Source organism: Zooshikella sp. RANM57, assembly GCF_050749885.1.
Classification (GTDB): Bacteria; Pseudomonadota; Gammaproteobacteria; order Pseudomonadales; family Zooshikellaceae; genus Zooshikella.
Genome location: NZ_JBOIUB010000016.1, coordinates 47895 through 68790, shown reverse-complemented (window position 1 = coordinate 68790; position 20896 = coordinate 47895). Strand labels below are relative to the sequence as shown.

The window sequence follows — 20896 nt, the reverse complement described above, 5'->3', positions numbered from 1 at the left end:
CTTCTCCATAAGTATGACCTTTGGTAGCATATAAGCTATGACTCAGGTAACGCTACCTGTAACAACGAGTATGCAAAGCTTAACCCATTGATGATGGAGTACCTGCAATGCCAACGTATGATTATCGTTGTCCAAGTAATGGACAGGTTGTTGAAGTATTTCATGGTATGAATGAGGAGGTACTCACGTGGGGAGCACTTTGTCAGCTGGCTGGGATTGCCCCTGGTGAAACAGATCTCAATGCTGACGTTATTAAGCTGGCGACAGGAGGGAATGTTGTTTCGAGTCAATCTTACAGAACAAATGAACCACCATGTGCAACGGGAAAACCTTGTTGTGGTGGTGGTAGCTGTGAGTTTAGTGGGTGATGTTATGTTATAAGTGTGATAGCAGGGATTAATGGCCTTTCCAATCCCCTCTCTACCTATTACAATCAGCCATTACTTTCTTTGTGATAGTTTCAGGAGTAGTTAGACGTTTGTTTCATGAACAATTTCACCTGACACTAACTGTTAAGGTTAATAAAAAGTAGTTGCATAATTAAAAATAAGATAATACCGGCTATAGCGTTCAATCATTGCTCTCTATAACAGAAAAACAATACGACAAGCTTGATGAGAGTGACATTTTACTAGGACTACATTAGCCACCAGCACTTGGAATGATTTTGAAAGCAACACGGGTAACAGTGTGTTGTAGAGCAAACGCGTAGATAATTGACTCAATACCCAACAAGAGCCTTAACACTATTTGAAGTCAGTGACTTATAGCGCCATGGTGAGGATTGGGATGGCTTTTTGAAGAATGCCACAGGTGATACAAATGTCAGTTATACGCGTTTGTAGACAAGTTTTATCATTCGTTAAAGGTAAAACGCCTTATGAGCATACAAGAAAATATCCATCACATAGTAATTGTTGGTGGGGGTGCTGGTGGTCTTGAACTTGCCACTAAGTTGGGAAAAACACTAGGCCGAAAACAACAGGCTCGAATCACCTTAGTCGACGCTAATTTAACCCATGTATGGAAACCGTTGTTGCACGAAGTAGCTGCAGGCTCAATGGACTATACAGCAAATGAGGTAAACTATCGCGCACAAGCTAAGTGGAATGGTTTTGAGTTTCAACTTGGTCGCATGGTGGGTCTTGAACGCGAAAAAAAACAAATTCACTTAGCGCCTGTGATTGATGAGCAAGAAGGTGAAGTCATTGGTGAGCGAATTATTCACTATGATAGTCTAGTAATTGCTGTGGGCAGTCAGACGAATGACTTTGGCACACCTGGCGCTGCTGACAACTGTTTATTTCTGGACAGTTTTGCTCAAGCCAAACGCTTTCATAAAGTTTTGCTTAATAGCTTTCTCAAAGCTAATTATGACAAAGTACCACTAGATATTGCGATTATCGGAGCTGGTGCTACCGGAGTAGAGCTTGCTGCTGAGTTAAGAATGGCGTCAAGAGAGTTGCCTGTTTATGGTTTGAACCATATTTCCCGTGACGATATCAATATTTCGTTAGTTGAGGCATCTCCTCGTATCTTACCTGCGTTACCTGAGCGAATCTCTTTAGCCGCGACAAAAGAGTTGGAGCGATTAGGTATTAAAGTGGTTACCCATGATTCTGTTAAAGAAGTACAGGCTCATGGTTTACAGTTGGCAAGTGGAGAGTTTATTCCTGCACAGTTAAAAGTTTGGGCCGCAGGTATTAAGGCTCCTGAATTTTTAACCACTTTGGATGGTTTGGAAACAGCCCGAAATAATCAACTTGTTGTAAAGCAGACACTGCAAACAACACTGGATGAATCTGTTTTTGCGTTGGGCGATTGTGCCAACTGTCCGCAGCCAGACTCTGATCGACCTGTGCCCCCTCGTGCTCAAGCCGCACATCAGCAGGCTACTGTATTGGCCAAGACGTTGAAGCGCCGATTACAAGGACTTGATGCTGTACCTTATGTGTATAGAGATCGTGGCTCGCTAATATCATTTAGCCGATATGGCAGTGTGGGTAATTTAATGGGTAATTTAACGGGTAAAAACTTAATGATAGAAGGCCGGGTAGCCCGGTTTATGTATGTTTCTCTTTATCGACTCCATCAGATTGCATTACATGGTTTTTTTAGAACAAGCCTTATCTGGCTGAACGATAAAATCAATCATGTTATTCGTCCACGCCTGAAATTACACTGAGTTGTGTTAGCCAGGGAAGGCTTATGACTCTTTATTTTCTTGTATATTTTATTATGTACTTTCTCGTTGACCTCATTATAAGGTTTTAATTTATAGGCATGGCATACTGAGCTACACGGCAAAAAGGTTAACAATCGCAAACTGTTTTTGGTCATCAGACCAAATAGAATCTATTTTAAAGCCTGCAATTCTAACCAGTTGTTCAAAGCTATTGAGTGAATATTTGTAAGAGTTTTCAGTGTGGATATTTTCATTCTTACGAAAATGAAATGCCTTACCCGAAATATGTGCAATTTGATCAAGGTTACTGGTCAAATGCATTTCCATACGAGCGTGCTTAGGATTAAAAAAAGCACAATGACTAAAATAGTCAACCGTTATATTACCATCTAGTTCACGATTAATATGATGAAGAATATTTAAATTGAACTGAGCTGTTATTTGCTGTTTATCATTATATGCTGCATGAAGTACTTCAACGTCTTTTAACAAGTCGATACCAATTAATAGGTGGCTGCCTTTCCCTTGGGCATCATGGATCCGCTTTAGTAACTCTATTGCTCTACGTGGTTCAAAGTTTCCTATACTTGATCCAGGGAAAAAACCGACAATTGATGGTTTATGAAGGTCATTTAAAGTAGGTAATTTCCAAGGTTTACTATAGTCAACACAGGTTGCGTGGATTGCCAGGTCAGGAAAGTGGTTGGCTAAAGAATTTACTGAATTCAGTAAGTGTTCTTTGGAAATATCCAATGGCATATAAATAGCGGGTTGAACGGCTTCCAGAAGAATTTTAATTTTTTGGCTACTACCACTTCCATACTCAACTAAAATGCTTTCGGGAGCAATATGTTGGGCAATATCATTCGCGTACTGTTGCAGGATGCTGATTTCACATCGGGTTAAGTAATATTCAGGTAACTGTGTAATTTTATCGAAAAGAGCCGAACCACGCTGGTCATAAAAGTATGTTGCTGGCAACTGTTTGGGGTGAGCAGAGAAACCTGCAAACACCTCATCTCTCATATTTTCTAACTTGGGTTGTAAATCATGAAACTGTATTTTTTCTTTAGTCGCAGTCATGATGCTTAACTCTTGCTTAATTCATTACTAATCGAATACCACTAAATTGCCAGCGGTGGTGTGGGTAAAAAAAGTTGCGATAAGACGCACGTATGTGGCTTCGAGGTGAAACACATGAGCCACCACGAAGCACTATTTGGTTACACATAAATTTGCCGTTATACTCACCGACTTCGCCACTAAAGGTTTGAAAACCTGGATAGGCTTGATAACTGGAAGAAGTCCACTCCCATGTATCTCCAAACAACTGTTGTATGCCATTACTGAGGCGAGCTGCTTGGGGGTGATAGTGGCCACTTTCTAAAAAGTTACCATTTTTTTGTGTCGTTGATGCTGCAGCTTCCCATTCAAACTCAGAAGGTAAGCGACAATTTGTCCACCGAGCATAGGCATCAGCTTCATAAAAACTAATATGTGTTACAGGTAAATTTAAATCTAATGGACGAAGTCCTGCGAGAGTGTATTCAAAAAAGTCACCTTCCATTTTTTTCCAATACAGTGGTGCTTGCCATTGATGGCGCTGTATACAGTCCCAACCATCCGCTAACCATAAGGCTGGTGTTTGGTAGCCTCCGTCTTCAATAAACTCTAAATAGTCGCCATTGGTGACCAGTCGAGATGCCAAACGGTATGGTGGTAAAAAGACTTTATGGGCTGGTATTTCATTATCAAATGCAAACGCATGACCTTGATAACCAATGGTATGCTCTCCACCAGATAATTCGATAAACTCCAACATTGGAGTTTCATTATGAGTGGGATCGGAGATTTCTTCATAGGCGGGGTAGAGAGGATTCTGAAATAAATTATACTTCAGGTCTGTTAAAAGTAGTTCTTGGTGTTGTTGCTCATGGTTAAGACCTAGCTCGGTTCGAAACAAAATATCATTGTAGCCTGCTGAGGAGGGATTGCACCTGTGAAGTAATTGCTTCATCTCGTTATCAACGTAACGGCGATAGTTATAAATATCTCTTACTGTTGGACGAGAGAGTAAATGACGTTTTTCTCTAGGAAAGGGGGTACCTACCCCTTGATAATAAGAGTTAAATAACTGTTCGAAAGACCAGTGGTATGGCTCGTAATTTTTAAGCTCACGTTTAAGTAAAAAAGTTTCAAAAAACCAGGTTGTGTGTGCTAAGTGCCACTTTACCGGGCTTGTTTCAGTGATTGCTTGTAGGCAATAGTCCTCAATAGCTAAAGGGTTACACAACAACTCTGTTTGTTTGCGTGTATTGATATATTCTTCATAGAGCTGTAGAGGTTTACTCAACTCTTTTATAGCAGAAGTCACAATACCTTCCTTGTAGTATAATCCTTTGTTTCTAATAATAGATCAGACTAAATATTTAACCAGTTATGTTTTAAAGCTTTTAATGACAATCAACAAATAGGTTGAATACCCTTAAAGTAAGGGTGGTGGTCATCTTTATAGTAAGAGTAAACCTGCTATTGTTTCATTTTTTTATTTTGGGTAACAAAATTTAAACGGCTAAAACTAAGAGTTTTCTCTGAATTAGTATGGTTAGCATTCAAGCTAACGGTATTTATCGCCAGTTCAAACCGACCAGACTAATCCCTCGAAAAAACTTCGCTATGGGTATACTAGAAGAAAATGAAAAAGTGGATAGGGGTTAAGAAAAAATTCAGATAAGTGCAAATAATATGTAAATTAATAAGCTGCCTTGAAGCAGCTTATAGAGCGATTTAAACAATCCACAAGCATTTATATTTGGCAGATGAGGGTGATATATACATTATTTATTATGTTTACACTGGCTTATAGTCGTAAGCATTTGTCTGAGAAATACGATATATGAATCCCCTTGAACTTTTATATTTGAAGCCAGAGGGTCAAGGGATGCAATGGTAACAGGGAGTCCCTCGACCAAATTATCCACAATAGCACTGTTAAATTGTGGTTCTACAAATAAGCAACTTTTACCCAGTGATTTAAGGTGCTCCCTCAGTGAAATTACTTGTTTTACACCTAACATTCTTTCTGGTGAGGCACTGACATAGTCAACAACAGGTAAATGGTAGTAGTGTTCTAGATAACCATAAGCATTATGAAATACAACTAAAGGTAAAAGAGAGTCAGGCTGTAATTGATGTTTGAAGGTTTTATTTAAACTGTTAAGTTCCTGCTTGAAGTGTAAAAAATTATTACGATACAAAGTAGCGCGTTCTTTATCCATATCACTTAATTTAAGCATTATATGCTGAGCAATCACCAATACATTATCAGGTCCTAACCAAATATGTGGGTCAATATCCATCAGGTGTTCATCATGCTCATTGGCGTGGTCTTCACCATGCTCATGGTTATGAGAGTCATGTAATAACGTAATGTTTGGTAGTGAGATTAGTTTTAACGTGGAGTGGGGGGATTTTTGTTTAAGGAGTTTAGGTAAAAAACTTTCTAGAGTTGGGCTAACCCAGATGAGTAAGTCAGCGTCTGTAACTTGCCGGATATGGCTGGGTTTTAATGCAAAATGATGAGGCGATGAGCCAGGAGGTAACAACACTTCAGGAGAAGATATTCCATCGGTAATGGCTGTTGCAATCAATTGGATGGGCTTTATTGAGGCAACCACTTTAGGGGGGGAAGGTAAAGCGGCTTTAACAGATGCAGTTGCCAATGACAGTATACAAATTCCCAACACTTGAGTTGAGTGTTTATGAAAACTCGATCTGCAGTCAATATAAAGTTTCGATATTCTGTTCACTTTTGGCTGAGAGCACTTTTTTATAAATTGTAATATGAAATGAAGCTTAGGCAGCATAGGAAGTCTGAGCACCGGAATTCTAAACAGGGAGTGTGCATATTACACTAGTATGTTATATTATAACAATTATGTTTCAGGTTTGCTTTCAGCATGAACACTAAGAACCCAACAGCGTTGATGCCTCATAATCATGCTAGCTGTATTGCACATGCGTTGGATAAAGCGCAAACACTTTGTCAACGCAATAAAGTAAGATTGACAGAGTTACGCCTACGAGTATTAGAGCTAGTATGGCATAGCCATAAGCCATTGGGTGCTTATGATATTCTGGCTGTACTCGCGAAAGAAGATGGACGAAATGCTGCACCTCCTACCGTTTACCGTGCGCTAGATTTTTTGCTGGAACAAGGACTCATTCACCGAATTGCATCACTCAACGCCTTTATTGGTTGTTCTGATCCTGAGTGTCCACATCAAGGCTATTTTCTGATTTGTAACCAGTGCGGTATAACCCTGGAACTACACAGTGACAAGGTGAGTAAAAGTATTCATCAAGTTGCGTGTGAGTATGACTTTGAGATTTCTCATGAAATGGTTGAAGTGGTGGGTGTTTGCCCAAATTGCCAGGCTTAGGATGCTTTATGACGGTACCATTACTGCAGCTCACAGATATCAATGTATGCTATGCCAATCAGTCAATCCTACAAAATGTGTCATTATCCATTTCTGAACGTGAAATTGTAACGCTCATTGGACCCAATGGTGCCGGAAAAACAACCCTGGTTAGAGTCGTACTGGGTTTGTTAAAAGCAACTTCTGGCACACGACAGATGCGTGATGATGTGACCATTGGTTATATGCCACAGAAAGTGAGTGTGGAACCTACGCTCCCCTTATCCGTTAAACATTTCCTACAGCTTGCGAGAAAAGATAAAGATACTGATATTTCAAGGGTTTTACAGCAAGTAGGAATAGAACGCCTAGTAGATCAACCTGTGTATGGGTTATCTGGTGGTGAAATGCAAAGAGTACTTTTAGCCAGAGCGTTATTGCAAAAGCCAAATTTACTTGTTTTGGATGAGCCTGTTCAAGGCGTTGATATTACTGGACAACGAGAGCTGTATAAATTGATAACGGCATTACGCACAGAGTTGGGCTGTGGTGTATTAATGGTATCTCATGACCTTCATTTGGTTATGGCGGCGACAGATCAAGTGGTTTGTTTGAATAAGCATGTGTGTTGCTCGGGCCATCCCGAACACGTAACAAATGATCCTGCATTTATTGCATTGTTTGGTGAGCAAGAAAGTGAGTTTGCTGTTTACGCTCACCATCATGATCATACTCATAGTACGAATGGAGCCGTTATCCACAATGATTGAGTTTTTAGTACGTGCTTGTTTAGCGGGGGTGGGGATTGCTGTTATTGCGGGTCCGCTTGGTTGCTTTGTGGTCTGGCGACGTATGGCGTATTTTGGTGACACGCTTGCACACTCCGCATTGTTGGGTATTGCACTTGGCATTATGTTAGAAGTTCAGTTGAATATTGCGGTCATTATTTGCTGTATATTGTTGGCACTTTTGTTGGTAACACTTCAGCAAAATCGCAATATTGCAACGGATACGCTCCTCGGTATTCTGGCTCATAGTACGCTTTCAATGGGATTGGTTATTGTCAGTCTTATGGAAAACATCCGTATAGACTTGATGGGCTACTTATTTGGTGACTTACTAGCAGTAAATAATGTTGACTTGATATGGATTTACAGTGGTGGAGTACTAGTGCTTGGTCTGGTTTGTTGGTTATGGCGGCCCTTATTATCAATCACCATTCATGAAGAGCTTGCGCGTGTTGAAGGTATTCCAGTCAATACTATGCGCATGGTATTAATGCTTTTAATCGCTATGGTTATTGCCGTTGCAATGAAAATTGTGGGGGTACTTCTGATTACCTCTCTATTGATCATTCCTGCAGCCACGGCACGAAAACTCGCATCTTCTCCTGAGAAAATGGCATTTTGGGCCAGTGGCTTAGGTTGTCTGGCCGTTATCTTAGGTATTGCCTTGTCATTTTATTACAATACGCCAACAGGACCGTCAGTTGTTGTCGCGGCGGGACTTTTATTTATTCTGGTAACGGCTTTGCCTATGAAACGACAATATTAGTCTATGCTATCTTTCGTTTTAAACTATAACTAAGTTATTAGTATTGATGCTTAAAATGTATCAATTATGTAAAAAAAACATGATTGTTTTTGCGTAAGTCAATTAAAAAATGATAAATAGTTTGTAGCTTTGTATCCCTTCAAAGATCATGCTTGAACGATTCAGCTTGATTGTTTTTGGCAACATGGCGTGTAATCTTATTATATTTCCCTGATGTCATTGGCAATCCCAATTGAGTTGTGGGGGGTATCTCTATAAAAACGATTATAAACAAAAGCATGATACGACCAGGTTGACTATAAGTAAGTTCAACACCTCTATAACAAAAACAATATATCAGATGTGCAGCAAGCGAGATAATTTAAAGGTAATGAATAAACAGCACTGTGTACCATCCGTACTTTGCTACGGTTTTTGTTTAATTATTAGTATGAGTTTGTTTTGTACAGGTAACTTATCTGCAGCAGAGGAATTACAGACGAACTCAAGTCCAGTGAATCCATCATCAGAAAATCAAGATAATGCGCCATGGTCCACACAACAGCTTGACGAGCTGGTGTTAGATATTGAGCAATCGATTAATCAATTGCAGTACTCGATAGATCAAACTAATTCTACCATTATCAAGTTAGAAACCTTACGTCGACTTCAGCCTGTTCACCCTCAACTAAGTAGGTTAGAACGCAGATTAGCGCAAACATTATCATTTTGGGCTGTTAGGTTTTATAACCAACTAGATTACAAAAATGCGTTACATTTTGCTGGGCTTGCGAAAAATATTGTACCTAATCAAGCTGAAGCCAATCAGGTTATAAAGTTAGTTGCTCTGGCACAACAGCAGCGTGCAGAAAAAATTAAGCGTGCGACAGCCGCTATGCCATCGGTTCCCCGTGTTCATAAATCTAAAGTTCAAGAACGGGAAAAGGCTTTTCTGGAGCACCTTAACTCAGATCAGCGTGCGATTCTGGAAGAATTACCGCAAGACACTCAAGCTGAGTTGATTAATATAATTATTCTTGATCAACAACAGATCTCGGAACGTTTATTTGATATTCGTCATGTGCTGGATAGTGTGGTCGAACAGATGATTCGGGAAAATGCGCGCGCAGTGATGACAAGCCAGTCTGATAGTGATGCTCGTTGGATTATGGCATTAATGAAAACACGTATACGGCAGATTAATCCGTACTTTGAGCTAAACCTGAAAAGACGTATAAGCCCTGGCATGCGCCCTAACATAGCGCTTTATGCTCAGTAATAGGTAATGTGACTTTGTTTTAAGGACTAAAAGCTTGTATCTGGAATACTACTCTTCGGGTGAGTACTCCAGATACGTTTCAACACCAATTTACTTATATGGATAAATCGTTATTGACCAGCTTACGCTATCTTTCAATTTCCCGTCAGTGTCTTTAATTACCTGAGAAGTTGCGTCTTGCACTTGCACTGTTAAGGTATATTCGCCAGGGTTATAGTTATTCGCTGCTAAGGTTAGCTGGGTTGAGGTTCCAATTTCTTGGCCATTCAGCTGCCAGCGTGCTTCTACAGTTGGATTTTTGGGTTGTAGCACGTTGACAGAAAAAGTTTGTTGCTGATTACGGTAGAGCTTCACATTTGAGTTTTCAGGCGTTGTACTGTCAATAGGAGAAACATAATCATAAACACGTCGTATAAGTTGCTCTGAGTTGACTGACTGAAAAGGCCGACCTAATGAGCGCATTAAAGAGTTGGTGGTAGGTCGGTACATTCCGCGCTGACAGTATTTTGCACCTTCAAATACATCAACTGCTTTGTCTACGCCTATCCAATGTGACCACTTACGGCCTGAAGCATAGTATGTAACATTTGCTTCACTTGTTGGACCTGCATAGCAGTTTCCGTAGTCATATTCATCGGCAAGAAGACCAAATGTATGACCAGATTCATGTAATGCCAAATCGACAGCAGAACTATGCAAAGACATCGTGGCAACACTACCACCAGAACCGCCATATTGCGTTGAATTAACGACAACAATGATTAAATCTCGTGCATCAGAAGGAAGGCGTTCACTGACATAATTTTTAACTCTTTGAGTATCTACGCATAACAGACGAGCGATATTATAACAGTTGAAATAAGACCTGAACTGCGTGTTTTTGGGGTAGCTATACCCCGCCCCTGATTCGGCACTTATGCTTTCAACAGCCCATACATTAAAACTGCTTTGATAATTATCCATGGGACTTTCATCAAAGAAACCTGCTGTTATCGGTTTTAAATCTTCCTTAAAGCGGGATATTTCACTTGAAGTATAACCTTCTGCAACAAAAACCACATCAACACGATTATTTGAGGGACCATTATCAATAAATCTGGTTACTGAAGACTGAGTGGAGTCTCCCACAAATGAAGTATGCTGAGCATGATATTGACCTAAAAGAGTCCATTGCCATTTGTTATTAATGTATTCTGGTTTATAAATGATGAATGCTGTGGCATTTTCTGGTGCATTATCTATAAAAAGAGATGCAGTCATTTGGGTAATTCGTTCTGAGGTTTCTATCAGTCCTGTTGTGGGATCAAAGGATTCTGCTCTAAGAATCAAGGGATTTTGAACAAAACGAGTCAATAATGGCTGGCCTGTGTTTGATATAGCAATAACAGCAAGCGTGTCTTTGATATTGGAGGGTTGTAACTGTTTTTGAATGAGGGAAGCAAAATGGGATAAAGGATGATCAGTATTTAGAATGGGGATTGTTGATTTTGAAGTATTGCTGTTAAGTGTAATGATGAAGTCATCTGCAACTGTGATGCTGGATGAGCAAAGTACAGCTAAACAATAGAAAAATAGTCTAACATTTTTCATAATCACCGTTCCCTGGTTATAAGATTAATGGGTAAATTTATACTCTCAGTGAAGGATATATTTACCTTATTCGTGAAGGGTACCGTTAAAGTTAAATCTCCTTTTTCAGATGCCATGTTTAAATAAAAATATTTCAATAACGCATTGAAAATAAATAATGGCAATATAACTTCTAAATAAGAAAACAAGCTTATTAAAGCATGGTTTAGATCCCGTTTTGATGAGCAATGGTAAAACCCACTTTTAGGCTAGCAAAAATACAGTTGAACCCTTAGCACTATTTTTAATATATTTTTAGGGTTAACTGTTCAGTCTATGATGTATACTTGCTATTAAGGCTATTTTGCAAAAGGTATATACATATAAAGCTATACTATAAATTAAGCATATATACTTTACTGTAAAGGGAAGTAGATAACTCATCAGACAAAAGGAGATTAATGATTTATTATGAAAGGATTAAGCACAAATGAATATTCTCATTATTCAAGAAAAAGAGTTACATGGCCGGCAATTATTCACTTAAATGAACAGAGACTTCCTGTAAAAATTATTAATATTTCAGAGCATGGGGCGCTAATAGAGCTTGATATAAAATTAGTTATTAATCAGAAGCTTATGTTTATATGTAAAGCATTTCATCATGGAAAGCAAATGAATATAAAGTGTTCAGCACATGTTAACTACGTTATTATTAGTCGTTATGGATACCATATTGGCATTAATTTTGACGTGGTAAAAAAGGAAGAGAAAAAATTTCTAGCCGATTATACACATGAGTAATTATTTGATTTTAATGAGATCAGCTATACCCTCCATCAATCATTTTTACCCCGAGGGCACACGGGGTTTGTTGTCTGACTGCCAAGCGGAGTGGGAATGCCGTTTTTGTAAGAGCATTTTATGACCACCCCAGTCACTGCTTTTGTTAAGTAGTAGTCAGAATCACCTTGGAAAATCTGTTGGTTTCTCTATTTCGTAAATAGCTTCAGTTATAGTTTCAAGTCTTTTTTCTAAAATAGCTTGTGCATCGTATAATGCTCGATTATAGAAATATGAACCTATTTCTTCTGAGAAAAAGTCTAATAAGAACTCAGTATCAAATTGACCAAGGCTATAATCTAGTTCTTCTTGGAAATAAAGTTGTATTTTTTTTGTTATAATTTCTTTTTCTTCTTTCGTAAACTTAATTTTTGACATGATTTACCTTATTTGTTTACTGTATAAGAAACATAATGACTAAATGCTTGATTAAAGTGCTGATATTACAATCAGAAATCAAATATTTTAAGACATATTTATGCTTTACAAACTACATAAATATTACTGTATTCTACTATAATAATCGATTAAAGTTTACTTAACTAGCGCTATGAGTAATGAAATGCACTATTGTATACCTTCAGCAATCAACAACTTTGAAGGAAAACCTCGACGAGTAGGATTTGAACTTGAATTTGCAGATTTAGATCTTGAAGAAGTCACAGACATTCTGTGTAAGACACTAAATGGTAGCGTTCAAAGTAGTAATCCTGCTGAATCTAGGGTCTTTGTGGAGGGGATAGGTGAGTTTACCGTTGAATTAGATTGGCGGTTTGCAAAGGAGACAGCAAAAGAGCGAGCAAAGCAGCATGCGTTTGAATATGGAGAAAATAGTGCTGATGATCACTTTATGATTTGGTTAACAAAACTTGCAAGTGTTGTTGTACCCATAGAAATTGTATGTCCACCTATAGCGATTAGCGACTTATCTGTATTGGATAATATGGTATTGGCGCTGAGAACGGCTGGCGCAAAAGGAACTGAAGAGTCACTATGGTATGCCTTTGGTGTACATATTAACCCTGAAATAGCAGACGATGACCCTGATAACATAATGAGAATCCTAAAAGCTTATGGTATTTGTCAGGAATGGTTACTAAAAACACATCAAGTTGACCCTATTCGACGCGTAACGCCCTATATTGATTTGTTTCCAAAATCCTATATAAATGCGCTAATTGAATATAAAGGTAAGATTTCCTGGGCTAAATTGATTGAGAGTTATCTTGAATTCAATCCTACGAGAAATAGAGCATTAGATGTGCTTCCATTATTTAAGTACGTTGATAAAGATTTAATCTGTGAACGTCTTAATGATCCTCGAATTAAAGCTCGACCAACGTTTCATTATCGAATGCCAAACTGTGAAATAGAAAAAGATAATTGGTTTCTTTATAATAGTTGGAATGTATGGTGTGTCATTGAGTATCTTGCTCAAAATGATCAATTATTAACGCAGTTGGAAACTGAATGGCAGACTTATAATCAAGCACTGATAAATATAAAACCAGCTCCATGGTTCAGCGTACTCGACGAAATATATCAAAACCTGTTATCGGTGTAACAGGTAATGCTAGGGTGATTTCACCTTCCTGGTTTTGTATTAGGTTGGCTATTTTTCTTGCGGGTGGATGTGCTAAACGAATAAGTGTACGGCATTCGGTGCCTGAGGAACATCTTGATGGTTTAGTGATAAGTGGTGGAGATGATATTCACCCATCTCTCTATGAAGAGGAGATTATGGCTAAAGCGCATTATGATGAAGCTCGAGATGAGCTTGAGCAGCGATATATTGATTATGCGTTGATAAATCACTTGCCCATTTTGGGAATTTGCCGGGGTTACCAGTTATTAAATGTTCAGTGCGGCGGTAGCTTATATCAGGATATTCGTCCCTTGCGAGAAAAAACAGATAACAGAGCCACATTTTTGCCGCGAAAAAAAATTGTACTAAAGAAAGAAACTGAGATTTATAAAATAATTGGTCATGAGTTAATCAAGGTAAATAGTTTACACCATCAAGCCGTTAACACAATAGCAAATGATTTTCGTGTAGCAGCCTGGGATGCTGATCACTTTATACAGGCTATTGAATACAATGAGGTTAAGCCTGTCATCGGTGTACAGTGGCATCCAGAATATTTATTATATCTTAAACATCAGCGACAGCTCTTTCAGTGGTTAGTTGCTCAAGCCAAGCGCACAACAACCTAGGTTTATGTAGTGATAGCCTATTTATCCTTATTTGCATCATCATTTTTAGCGGCAACAATTCTTCCGTTTTATTCTGAAGTTTTACTATATGCATTGTTACAAACAGGAGAGCCAGCCTGGTTACTCATCGTAGTGGCATCGACAGGGAATACATTGGGGGCTGTTGTGAACTGGTACTTAGGCCGTTACTTACTTCATTTCAAGGAGCGGCGTTGGTTTTACTTTAAGGATGAACAAATTGAGCGGATGCAGTATTGGTTTCAGCGTTATGGCGTTTGGAGCTTACTGTTTGCTTGGATGCCATTAGGAGGTGATGTGCTTACTTTAATTGCGGGCATCATGAAAGTACGTATAGGTGTATTTTTAACATTAGTGGCAATAGGCAAAACTATGCGCTACATAGCAGTGTTGTATTTTGCACAAATAACACATGGATGGTTTGTATAATACAAATGATGTGAAGTAAAACAATATATATTTTTGTTTTTAGTGCGACATTTAATATTTTATAAGCATTTGATTATCTATCATAGCGAGTAAAGCGCATATATCGTGACAAAAGGGTATGGCGATTATTAGAATTTGATAGGCCTCACTTATGAAAATAAAAACAGTATCATCACCTCCTTTTTATGTTAATTTATTAACGTCATTTATATTGATTAGTACTGTAACTCAGGTGGATGCTCGTCTCATTATACCTGAATATGTGAATTATAATCTGACGCATACTCCGTCAGAAAATAGTGTAAAATCAAAAATTTTACCTAAAGAACCAATAATGTTTTATGCAGACCCAAATAGACCTTGTGATAAGCCTTTACTAAACAAAGGGAACTTAATACGTCAGCCTGACTTTAATCGTTTGGATGAATGGCGAGCTTATTACACGTCAAATGTAAAAGTCACTCAGAATAAGCTGGAAAAGGAATGTGGTATAGACTACCAGGCGGTAGTGTCTGGGCGTAAAAATTATTATGATGGACTTATCCAGAAAATCATTCCTACGTTGAGCGAGAAAAAAGAATATACATTTAAAGCTAATCTGAAGTTAAATAGCAGCAAAGATAAAGATTTTGGGTTGGCTGCACTCGCCTTAAAAAATGATTTGGGCATTGTTTATTACCAATATCTAGCAGTAGACCAAATAAGTAGTGATAATAAAACATTAACAGGAAAATTTAAGGTCAATGCACTGGGTGAAATCAAACAGTCGTACTTGTTATTATTTGGGCCTAAAGGAAGCAAAGAACTTGTTATTGATGAAGTAAAAATTGCTGAGGTAGATAACAGTACGCAAGATACTAATACACTATTTAAACATGACTTTGAAACAGACAATGCAGGGTGGTTACCTGCTTGGCTTAATGAGGCTCCAGCAATTAGTGGTATACAGGCAAAGTCTGGAGGATTTAGTTTATATGTGAAAGGTCGTGATCAGTGGTATTCTGGAGTTAAATTACCAATCACCCAATGGCTTTCTGATAAGAAAAAATATACGTTGAATCTTTCTGCACTATTAAGTGCAGGTACGAATCAATCTCAAAAACTTAGCCTGCAACTTTATTATGTTGATGATAAGGGAGCACATTGGCAGCGTATTCACACAACTCCAATTCCTGTAGCAGAACAATGGGTTGATATTGCATCTGACTTTATTGTTAAACCGCAAGGTACTTTAAAAAAGGCAGAGATTTATGTATTCGGTCCTGACGCAAATGTTGATTATTTTCTGGACGATATAAAGCTCAGTCAACAAGATGCCGAACCAGGAGATGGAGATAAACCTGGTGATGGGGACAAACCGGATGATGGGGATAAACCGGACGATGGGGATAAGCCCGATGATGGGGATAAACCGGATGATGGGGATAAGCCCGATGATGGGGATAAACCCGGTGATGGGGATAAACCCGGTGATGGAGATAAACCCGACGATGGAGATACGAGTGGTTCAGGTTTATTTGAAATGATGACTTCAGCTCAATGCATTGATGGCCAATATCGAGAGCCACAAAGGGCAAATCCACAGATAGATATTCAGGGTATTTTAAGTAATCATAACCCTAACGCCTCTTTGAGTGTTTTATCGCAAACAGTAACAAAAGCGCTAGAGAAGCGTTATCCTTTTGGTGCTGAAATACTGAGTCAAGCGCCTGATAGTTCGGGGCAAAAATGCTTAACGTATTGGATGCAACGTGCAAAAAGCACATGGGGGGATTTACCCACCAGTGAGCTATTCCATGGCGCAGACTTATCTGTTCATGAATGTGGACATGGGTTATCACATAAACTATCTGGTTGGTCTACACAGGCGTTACCGTTAACGAAAGGTACGACACCTGTTTGCCCTGTGAGAGGACCTTATGAATATCCTCCTCTTTATAATTTACAGCATGATAGTTTCTCTAAAGATGTACCCAATAATCACTACGATTCAACTTATATCAATAAAGGTAGCCCAGTCGGTAAACAGGGCTGGGAATCTGTAATTGATGAGGCGGTACAATATAGTCATTCCCTGGCAATTGGTTATGCATTCCATGATTATACGACCTATGGTAGTGATGCTGATGGTGCACTCAGTTTTGCGTGGTATATACAACGCTATCTGTACTTTCTTCATGATAATCACCCAGAAATTTACCAAGAGATTTTAGGCAATGCCTGTTGGCGTGAAGCTATTTTAAAATTATGGGGAAAAATTTGGATGTATGAAGATTTAGCATTGGCGTTAAATGAGCCGAGTAACCATGATAACTTAACCTCCGAAAATACCAAGTTATTTATTAAAGCAATTCAACGCCCAGAGTTAATGGCTGAAATTGAGGCTGTAAGAAAAGCACATCAGTGTAATTAATATCCACAGAGGTATTACTAAAGAGCCCACCAATATAATCAAACATTATGGTGGGCTTTTTTTGTATCTTTTATATGTGATTTTTATGAGTGATGGTAAATGTAAAAATGATTCAATTAAAACCGGTTAAACCATTCAACAATCTTTTCTGGTGACTCTTCAAACCAAGCATGACCCTTATAGGGATTTACCCACTTTTCGGTATGAATACCATGCTTGATTAAACGATTATAATATTGAGTCATTGTCCATACTGGGACAATTAAGTCTAATGCACCATGAATGAATAACGTTGGAGGATGATTGTTGGGTAATGAGCGTGGTACAAGACAGGCAGGACCAAGACACGTTGCATATGACGCAGATTGAATGGCTAATGCATTGAACTCTCCAGAAAATGATACAGCCATTCGGCTGGTATTATAACCACCACTTGAAATGCCTGTAGCGAATTTTTTTTGGTTATTGAGTGGCCCGAATAATCCTTTGCGTATACCCGTTAATACACGAGTTAAGAATTGGTAGTCAGTTGTTAACTGATAAGGTGTTGCGTTAGCTATTAGGTTGGTTTGCCAAGCAAGATTTATAGCTGCTCTAGGGGCAATAATCGCGTAACCAGAATCTAAAAGTTGTTTAATAAGCATCGCTTCATGAAATCCACCAAATGGATCGGATTTTTGACGAAGAAACTCAACAGGAAAGAAGCTACCTTGAAAGATCAATACTACTGGCCAACCTTGTCTGGGTGGATTTCCAATAGGTATCTGATATTTCACTTCACGTTTAATACCGACATTGGCTTCGATATAAAGTGATTGGTAGCTGCAATTTATTGAGTGGTCAGTTAAATTACCATGCTCAATTGAACAGCGTGAGTGTGTATCTGAATTAGTCAATGTTGTCTCTAGCGCTGAGCCCCCAAGGCAAAATGTCGATGTTACTGAAAGTACTGTCAGAAAAAGAAAAACGATATAGTTATTTTTCATGGTGCTTCCTTGCATTTATGGACTTTTCACAATCGAGTTTAGTTGAAAATAAATTGTTCGCTAGAATTTATAAGCTATTATTCTGAATCGGTGTATTGAGTAGTGAACTATTGATGTATTGAGTAAGATGTTTCTGCCACTGCTTTTGCCAGTGTGAGAAGTTAGGCTGTTTCACAATATCAAATGCTGCAAAGCTAGGTAATGGCTGCATACCAACATATTGTTGAGTGGTATGTATTGCCAAAAGTAAGTCATCAGGCTGTTTTTTAGAAAATAGTCCTTTTGAATAAGAGAATGCTTCAATAGGCGCATTCCAGGTTGTCGATAACATATAGTGTTTATCTGTTAAATAGCCACCTTTTCCATAAGGTTCGGATGGGCCGAAAAATAAGCCATATTCGTACACATCATCAAAATATTTTTTAAGTGTTGAGGAGACATTAAACCAATAAACAGGAAATTGAAAAATAATAATATCTGCCCAAAGAATTTTTTCTTGTTCTTCTTTGATATCGTAATGATTGGCAACAGAAGAGAGTCTAACTTTCGAATAAGAAGTTAGTAAGTTTTTTGCAGTTTTAATCATGCTTTCATTAAACTTACTGGGTGCCATTTTACGTTGTTCTGCACCATTTATAATTAATACTTTTAGCATAACATTCTCCTAAACATGTACTTAAAACATTGGAGGAATATAATAGACAAATATTTAATAGAAGATGTACTTTTGATATTGACTATCGATTATAACGCCTTCATACTTGATCATTAATCATAATTTTTAAACTTTATTATTTGAATAAATGCAATAATGATTCGTTCACTTGAGTCTTTGAGAGTATTCCTATCGGTGGCTCGACATACGAGCTTTGCAAAAGCCGCTACGCAATTGAACCTTTCCAGTTCATCTGTATCTCGTCATGTCGCTGAGTTGGAAAAGGAGTTAGGAGTAATACTTCTAACTCGCAGTACGCGCAATGTTGCCTTGACTGCTGCAGGAAAAACATTATTTGAGCAAGCGTCCCAGATTGTGTCCTCTTTAGATGAGCTTGGGGACAATTTAAAAGAAAGTAGTGAGCATATCCGTGGGGATGTGAGTATTTCTGCTCCTTGGTGGTTTAGTGCCGAATTCCTGCCAAACGCTTTAGTGGAATTGCATCGGCAATACCCAGAGGTGACGATCCATCTTCACAGTGAAGACAAATTATTAGACCCTCATGAAGGTCAGTATGATATTTATTTACGTTTTGGTGGTATACGAGACTCTGGTTTAATTGCTAAGAAGATTATCAAGAATGAATATTGGCTGGTAGCTGCACCAAGTTATCTTAAAGAATTTGGCTTGCCTTTGGAGCCCCAGGATTTGCAAACACATAAAGTATTTGCCTTTCGCTTTTCTCAATCACACTCAAGCTGGTTTTTTAAACAAAATAAAAAACAATTTAGAGTTAATTTACAGCATGCGTGGCTTAAAACGAATAACCCTGCTGTTATTTATCGTAATACATTAATTGGCTCAGGTATAGCATTACTACCGGCATTGAGTGTAAGTAATGACGTACTACAAGAAAAATTGATACGGTTATTAACTGAGTATCAGATTACACCTAATCGTCTAGAAAACCATCTCTTCTTAATTTATTCAAAAGATAAGGTGCGTATTAAACGCGTAAAGTGTGTGATAGATATTTTAGCAGACAGCTTAAAACAGTATTTACATAGTTCTACCTAGTGTAAAGATATACGAGTAGTTGTTATCTATCTGTACAGGATGTAGCGTCTTTCATGGTAAGTGGATTTGATAGTTTTAAATTGAAATATTGAAGCTCATAAAACTACTCATATTTGATAATGACTACTGCGGAGGGTATATCGGTATTAATAAATGATACAATTTACGGCTATGATTCATAATAGATTAATGTTTTATCGTCTAATATTATCTGTACATATCATTATGTGTGTAAATTGACCTTAAAGGTGAAAGCTGTCTTTGTAGTTTTAAATTGTACTTACTATCCTATGGCCTTTATAAACATATAATATATTGTTAATAATCATATGGATGAATTACATAATCCAATAATTATTCGGTATGACTGCTAAGAATTAAAATTATAAGGAAATACTATGAATAGAATAATAATAGGAAAATTTTTAAGTGTGATTAGTTATTCGCTTTGTTTGTTGTTGTCTATCTCTCTTTATGCTCAAACAAACAATACTTCGATGAAAAAAGCACCCAATATGGTGGTGCATGGTACACCTACTACAGCAGCACATAGACCTTATCAAGTTATGTTATTAATGAATGGTCAGCAAGGTTGTGGGGGGACATTAATTGATGCCAATTGGGTTTTAACTGCTGCACATTGTGTTGAGCAAGCAAATACCTATAACTTAACTGTGAGAGTAGGTGCCACACGGGTAACGGGTTGGGAAGGAAATACAATTCAAGTAAATCAGATCATCATCCACCCGAATTGGATGGGACAACAAAATATCCGTAATGGCTGGGATATTGCGCTATTACAGTTAGTGTACCCTGCCGATGCACGTTATACACCTGCAAAACTGCCCACCAGGGAAGTCATGGAGAATGCGGCAACTGTAGGAAAGTATGGAACGGTTTCAGGCTGGGGAGCGACATACTATGGAGGACGAGGTACTGACCAACTATTGGCTGCAGAGCTCAAAGTGATTGACAATCAATCTTGTAGTCAACAACTTCGTTTTCAAATTCCTTTCTCAGCAATTTGTGCAGGTAATGCTTATGGGGCATCGGCTTGTAATGGCGATAGTGGAGGACCCTTTGTGGTAAATTATGGCGGTGACTTCTATAGTATTGGCATTGTTAGCTGGGGAGAGCGCTGTATGAGTTCTTCTGTTTTTACAAAGACGTATAGTTATAACAACTGGATTATTGCACAAACGGGTATTAGTCATTAATTAATGATGCGTCTTCTTACTGTAAGTGCTTTTTGATTTGATATTCTAAATAGCACG

20 protein-coding genes are annotated in these 20896 nt (G+C 38.2%); 13 read left to right on the top strand and 7 right to left on the bottom strand.

Annotated elements, in window-relative coordinates:
• Positions 1-107: 107 nt before the first annotated feature.
• On the top strand, positions 108-368 hold the full coding sequence (locus ACQ96U_RS23590; RefSeq protein ID WP_431723732.1) for a zinc ribbon domain-containing protein: 261 nt from the start codon (positions 108-110) through the stop codon (positions 366-368).
• A 512-nt stretch (positions 369-880) separates the two neighbouring features.
• Complete coding sequence (locus tag ACQ96U_RS23585; protein ID WP_431723731.1) at positions 881-2185, top strand: NAD(P)/FAD-dependent oxidoreductase; 1305 nt, start codon at positions 881-883, stop codon at positions 2183-2185.
• A 111-nt stretch (positions 2186-2296) separates the two neighbouring features.
• On the opposite strand, the gene egtD is transcribed toward ACQ96U_RS23585, so the two are convergent.
• The 3 genes from egtD to ACQ96U_RS23570 all read right to left on the bottom strand — a co-directional run bounded on the left by egtD (position 2297) and on the right by ACQ96U_RS23570 (position 5907).
• Entirely contained in the window at positions 2297-3268 is a 972-nt protein-coding gene (gene egtD, locus ACQ96U_RS23580) for an L-histidine N(alpha)-methyltransferase (RefSeq protein WP_431723730.1), read from the bottom strand.
• Positions 3269-3284: 16 nt separating this feature from the next.
• A complete protein-coding gene (gene egtB, locus ACQ96U_RS23575; protein WP_431723729.1) occupies positions 3285-4559 on the bottom strand; it encodes an ergothioneine biosynthesis protein EgtB in 1275 nt (424 codons plus the stop codon).
• 463 nt (positions 4560-5022) lie between these two features.
• Positions 5023-5907 carry a zinc ABC transporter substrate-binding protein gene (locus tag ACQ96U_RS23570; protein WP_431723728.1) on the bottom strand — a complete coding sequence of 295 codons (885 nt, stop codon included), beginning with the start codon at positions 5905-5907 and terminating at the stop codon, positions 5023-5025.
• A gap of 237 nt (positions 5908-6144) precedes the next feature.
• Between ACQ96U_RS23570 and ACQ96U_RS23565 the strand changes: the two genes are divergently transcribed.
• From ACQ96U_RS23565 to ACQ96U_RS23550, 4 genes are all read left to right on the top strand, one after another.
• The gene (locus tag ACQ96U_RS23565) at positions 6145-6627 is read left to right on the top strand and encodes a Fur family transcriptional regulator (protein ID WP_431723727.1); all 483 of its coding nucleotides are present in this window, start codon (positions 6145-6147) and stop codon (positions 6625-6627) included.
• Positions 6628-6635: 8 nt separating this feature from the next.
• Positions 6636-7376 carry a zinc ABC transporter ATP-binding protein ZnuC gene (gene znuC, locus ACQ96U_RS23560; protein ID WP_431723726.1) on the top strand — a complete coding sequence of 247 codons (741 nt, stop codon included), beginning with the start codon at positions 6636-6638 and terminating at the stop codon, positions 7374-7376.
• Entirely contained in the window at positions 7369-8160 is a 792-nt protein-coding gene (gene znuB / locus ACQ96U_RS23555; RefSeq protein ID WP_431723725.1) for a zinc ABC transporter permease subunit ZnuB, read from the top strand. The genes znuC and znuB overlap by 8 nt, the downstream gene beginning before the upstream one ends.
• 370 nt (positions 8161-8530) lie before the next feature.
• The gene (locus ACQ96U_RS23550) at positions 8531-9418 is read left to right on the top strand and encodes a hypothetical protein (RefSeq protein WP_431723724.1); all 888 of its coding nucleotides are present in this window, start codon (positions 8531-8533) and stop codon (positions 9416-9418) included.
• Positions 9419-9508: 90 nt separating this feature from the next.
• On the opposite strand, the gene ACQ96U_RS23545 is transcribed toward ACQ96U_RS23550, so the two are convergent.
• Positions 9509-11008 (bottom strand): M64 family metallopeptidase, encoded by a 1500-nt coding sequence (locus ACQ96U_RS23545; RefSeq protein ID WP_431723723.1) that lies wholly within the window; start codon positions 11006-11008, stop codon positions 9509-9511.
• 450 nt (positions 11009-11458) lie between these two features.
• Between ACQ96U_RS23545 and ACQ96U_RS23540 the strand changes: the two genes are divergently transcribed.
• Entirely contained in the window at positions 11459-11791 is a 333-nt protein-coding gene (locus ACQ96U_RS23540; protein WP_431723722.1) for a PilZ domain-containing protein, read from the top strand.
• A 162-nt stretch (positions 11792-11953) separates the two neighbouring features.
• Here ACQ96U_RS23540 and ACQ96U_RS23535 read toward each other — a convergent pair whose 3' ends face one another.
• Positions 11954-12208: a DUF2164 domain-containing protein gene (locus tag ACQ96U_RS23535; protein ID WP_431723721.1), complete on the bottom strand. Its 255-nt coding sequence runs from the start codon at positions 12206-12208 to the stop codon at positions 11954-11956.
• A gap of 184 nt (positions 12209-12392) precedes the next feature.
• Between ACQ96U_RS23535 and ACQ96U_RS23530 the strand changes: the two genes are divergently transcribed.
• From ACQ96U_RS23530 to ACQ96U_RS23515, 4 genes are all read left to right on the top strand, one after another.
• Positions 12393-13394, top strand: a complete 1002-nt coding sequence (locus ACQ96U_RS23530; protein ID WP_431723720.1) for an amidoligase family protein — start codon at positions 12393-12395, stop codon at positions 13392-13394.
• Positions 13346-14044, top strand: coding sequence for a gamma-glutamyl-gamma-aminobutyrate hydrolase family protein (locus tag ACQ96U_RS23525; RefSeq protein ID WP_431723719.1), 699 nt, complete (start codon positions 13346-13348; stop codon positions 14042-14044). Before ACQ96U_RS23530 ends, ACQ96U_RS23525 begins: the two co-directional genes overlap by 49 nt.
• 9 nt (positions 14045-14053) lie before the next feature.
• Complete coding sequence (locus ACQ96U_RS23520; protein ID WP_431723718.1) at positions 14054-14491, top strand: YqaA family protein; 438 nt, start codon at positions 14054-14056, stop codon at positions 14489-14491.
• Between the two features lie 151 nt (positions 14492-14642).
• Complete coding sequence (locus tag ACQ96U_RS23515; protein WP_431723717.1) at positions 14643-16904, top strand: carbohydrate binding domain-containing protein; 2262 nt, start codon at positions 14643-14645, stop codon at positions 16902-16904.
• Positions 16905-17020: 116 nt separating this feature from the next.
• On the opposite strand, the gene ACQ96U_RS23510 is transcribed toward ACQ96U_RS23515, so the two are convergent.
• Positions 17021-17890 carry an extracellular medium-chain-length polyhydroxyalkanoate depolymerase gene (locus ACQ96U_RS23510; protein WP_431723716.1) on the bottom strand — a complete coding sequence of 290 codons (870 nt, stop codon included), beginning with the start codon at positions 17888-17890 and terminating at the stop codon, positions 17021-17023.
• A 67-nt stretch (positions 17891-17957) separates the two neighbouring features.
• A complete protein-coding gene (locus ACQ96U_RS23505) occupies positions 17958-18545 on the bottom strand; it encodes an NAD(P)H-dependent oxidoreductase (protein WP_431723715.1) in 588 nt (195 codons plus the stop codon).
• Between the two features lie 156 nt (positions 18546-18701).
• Here ACQ96U_RS23505 and ACQ96U_RS23500 point away from each other — a divergent pair, with 156 nt between their 5' ends.
• Together ACQ96U_RS23500 and ACQ96U_RS23495 are read left to right on the top strand one after the other, a co-directional pair.
• Positions 18702-19622, top strand: a complete 921-nt coding sequence (locus tag ACQ96U_RS23500) for a LysR family transcriptional regulator (protein ID WP_431723714.1) — start codon at positions 18702-18704, stop codon at positions 19620-19622.
• A 398-nt stretch (positions 19623-20020) separates the two neighbouring features.
• The gene (locus tag ACQ96U_RS23495; protein ID WP_431723713.1) at positions 20021-20839 is read left to right on the top strand and encodes a serine protease; all 819 of its coding nucleotides are present in this window, start codon (positions 20021-20023) and stop codon (positions 20837-20839) included.
• The last annotated feature ends 57 nt before the right edge of the window (positions 20840-20896 follow it).

Coding starts and splice junctions, on each gene's coding strand:
- ACQ96U_RS23590 (WP_431723732.1), top strand. CDS start 108: ATGCCAACGTATGATTATCGTTGTCCAAGTAATGGACAGGTTGTTGAA.
- ACQ96U_RS23585 (WP_431723731.1), top strand. CDS start 881: ATGAGCATACAAGAAAATATCCATCACATAGTAATTGTTGGTGGGGGT.
- egtD (WP_431723730.1), bottom strand. CDS start 3,268: ATGACTGCGACTAAAGAAAAAATACAGTTTCATGATTTACAACCCAAG.
- ACQ96U_RS23565 (WP_431723727.1), top strand. CDS start 6,145: ATGAACACTAAGAACCCAACAGCGTTGATGCCTCATAATCATGCTAGC.
- znuC (WP_431723726.1), top strand. CDS start 6,636: ATGACGGTACCATTACTGCAGCTCACAGATATCAATGTATGCTATGCC.
- znuB (WP_431723725.1), top strand. CDS start 7,369: ATGATTGAGTTTTTAGTACGTGCTTGTTTAGCGGGGGTGGGGATTGCT.
- ACQ96U_RS23550 (WP_431723724.1), top strand. CDS start 8,531: ATGAATAAACAGCACTGTGTACCATCCGTACTTTGCTACGGTTTTTGT.
- ACQ96U_RS23545 (WP_431723723.1), bottom strand. CDS start 11,008: ATGAAAAATGTTAGACTATTTTTCTATTGTTTAGCTGTACTTTGCTCA.
- ACQ96U_RS23540 (WP_431723722.1), top strand. CDS start 11,459: ATGAAAGGATTAAGCACAAATGAATATTCTCATTATTCAAGAAAAAGA.
- ACQ96U_RS23535 (WP_431723721.1), bottom strand. CDS start 12,208: ATGTCAAAAATTAAGTTTACGAAAGAAGAAAAAGAAATTATAACAAAA.
- ACQ96U_RS23530 (WP_431723720.1), top strand. CDS start 12,393: ATGCACTATTGTATACCTTCAGCAATCAACAACTTTGAAGGAAAACCT.
- ACQ96U_RS23525 (WP_431723719.1), top strand. CDS start 13,346: ATGGTTCAGCGTACTCGACGAAATATATCAAAACCTGTTATCGGTGTA.
- ACQ96U_RS23515 (WP_431723717.1), top strand. CDS start 14,643: ATGAAAATAAAAACAGTATCATCACCTCCTTTTTATGTTAATTTATTA.
- ACQ96U_RS23510 (WP_431723716.1), bottom strand. CDS start 17,890: ATGAAAAATAACTATATCGTTTTTCTTTTTCTGACAGTACTTTCAGTA.
- ACQ96U_RS23505 (WP_431723715.1), bottom strand. CDS start 18,545: ATGCTAAAAGTATTAATTATAAATGGTGCAGAACAACGTAAAATGGCA.
- ACQ96U_RS23500 (WP_431723714.1), top strand. CDS start 18,702: ATGATTCGTTCACTTGAGTCTTTGAGAGTATTCCTATCGGTGGCTCGA.
- ACQ96U_RS23495 (WP_431723713.1), top strand. CDS start 20,021: ATGAATAGAATAATAATAGGAAAATTTTTAAGTGTGATTAGTTATTCG.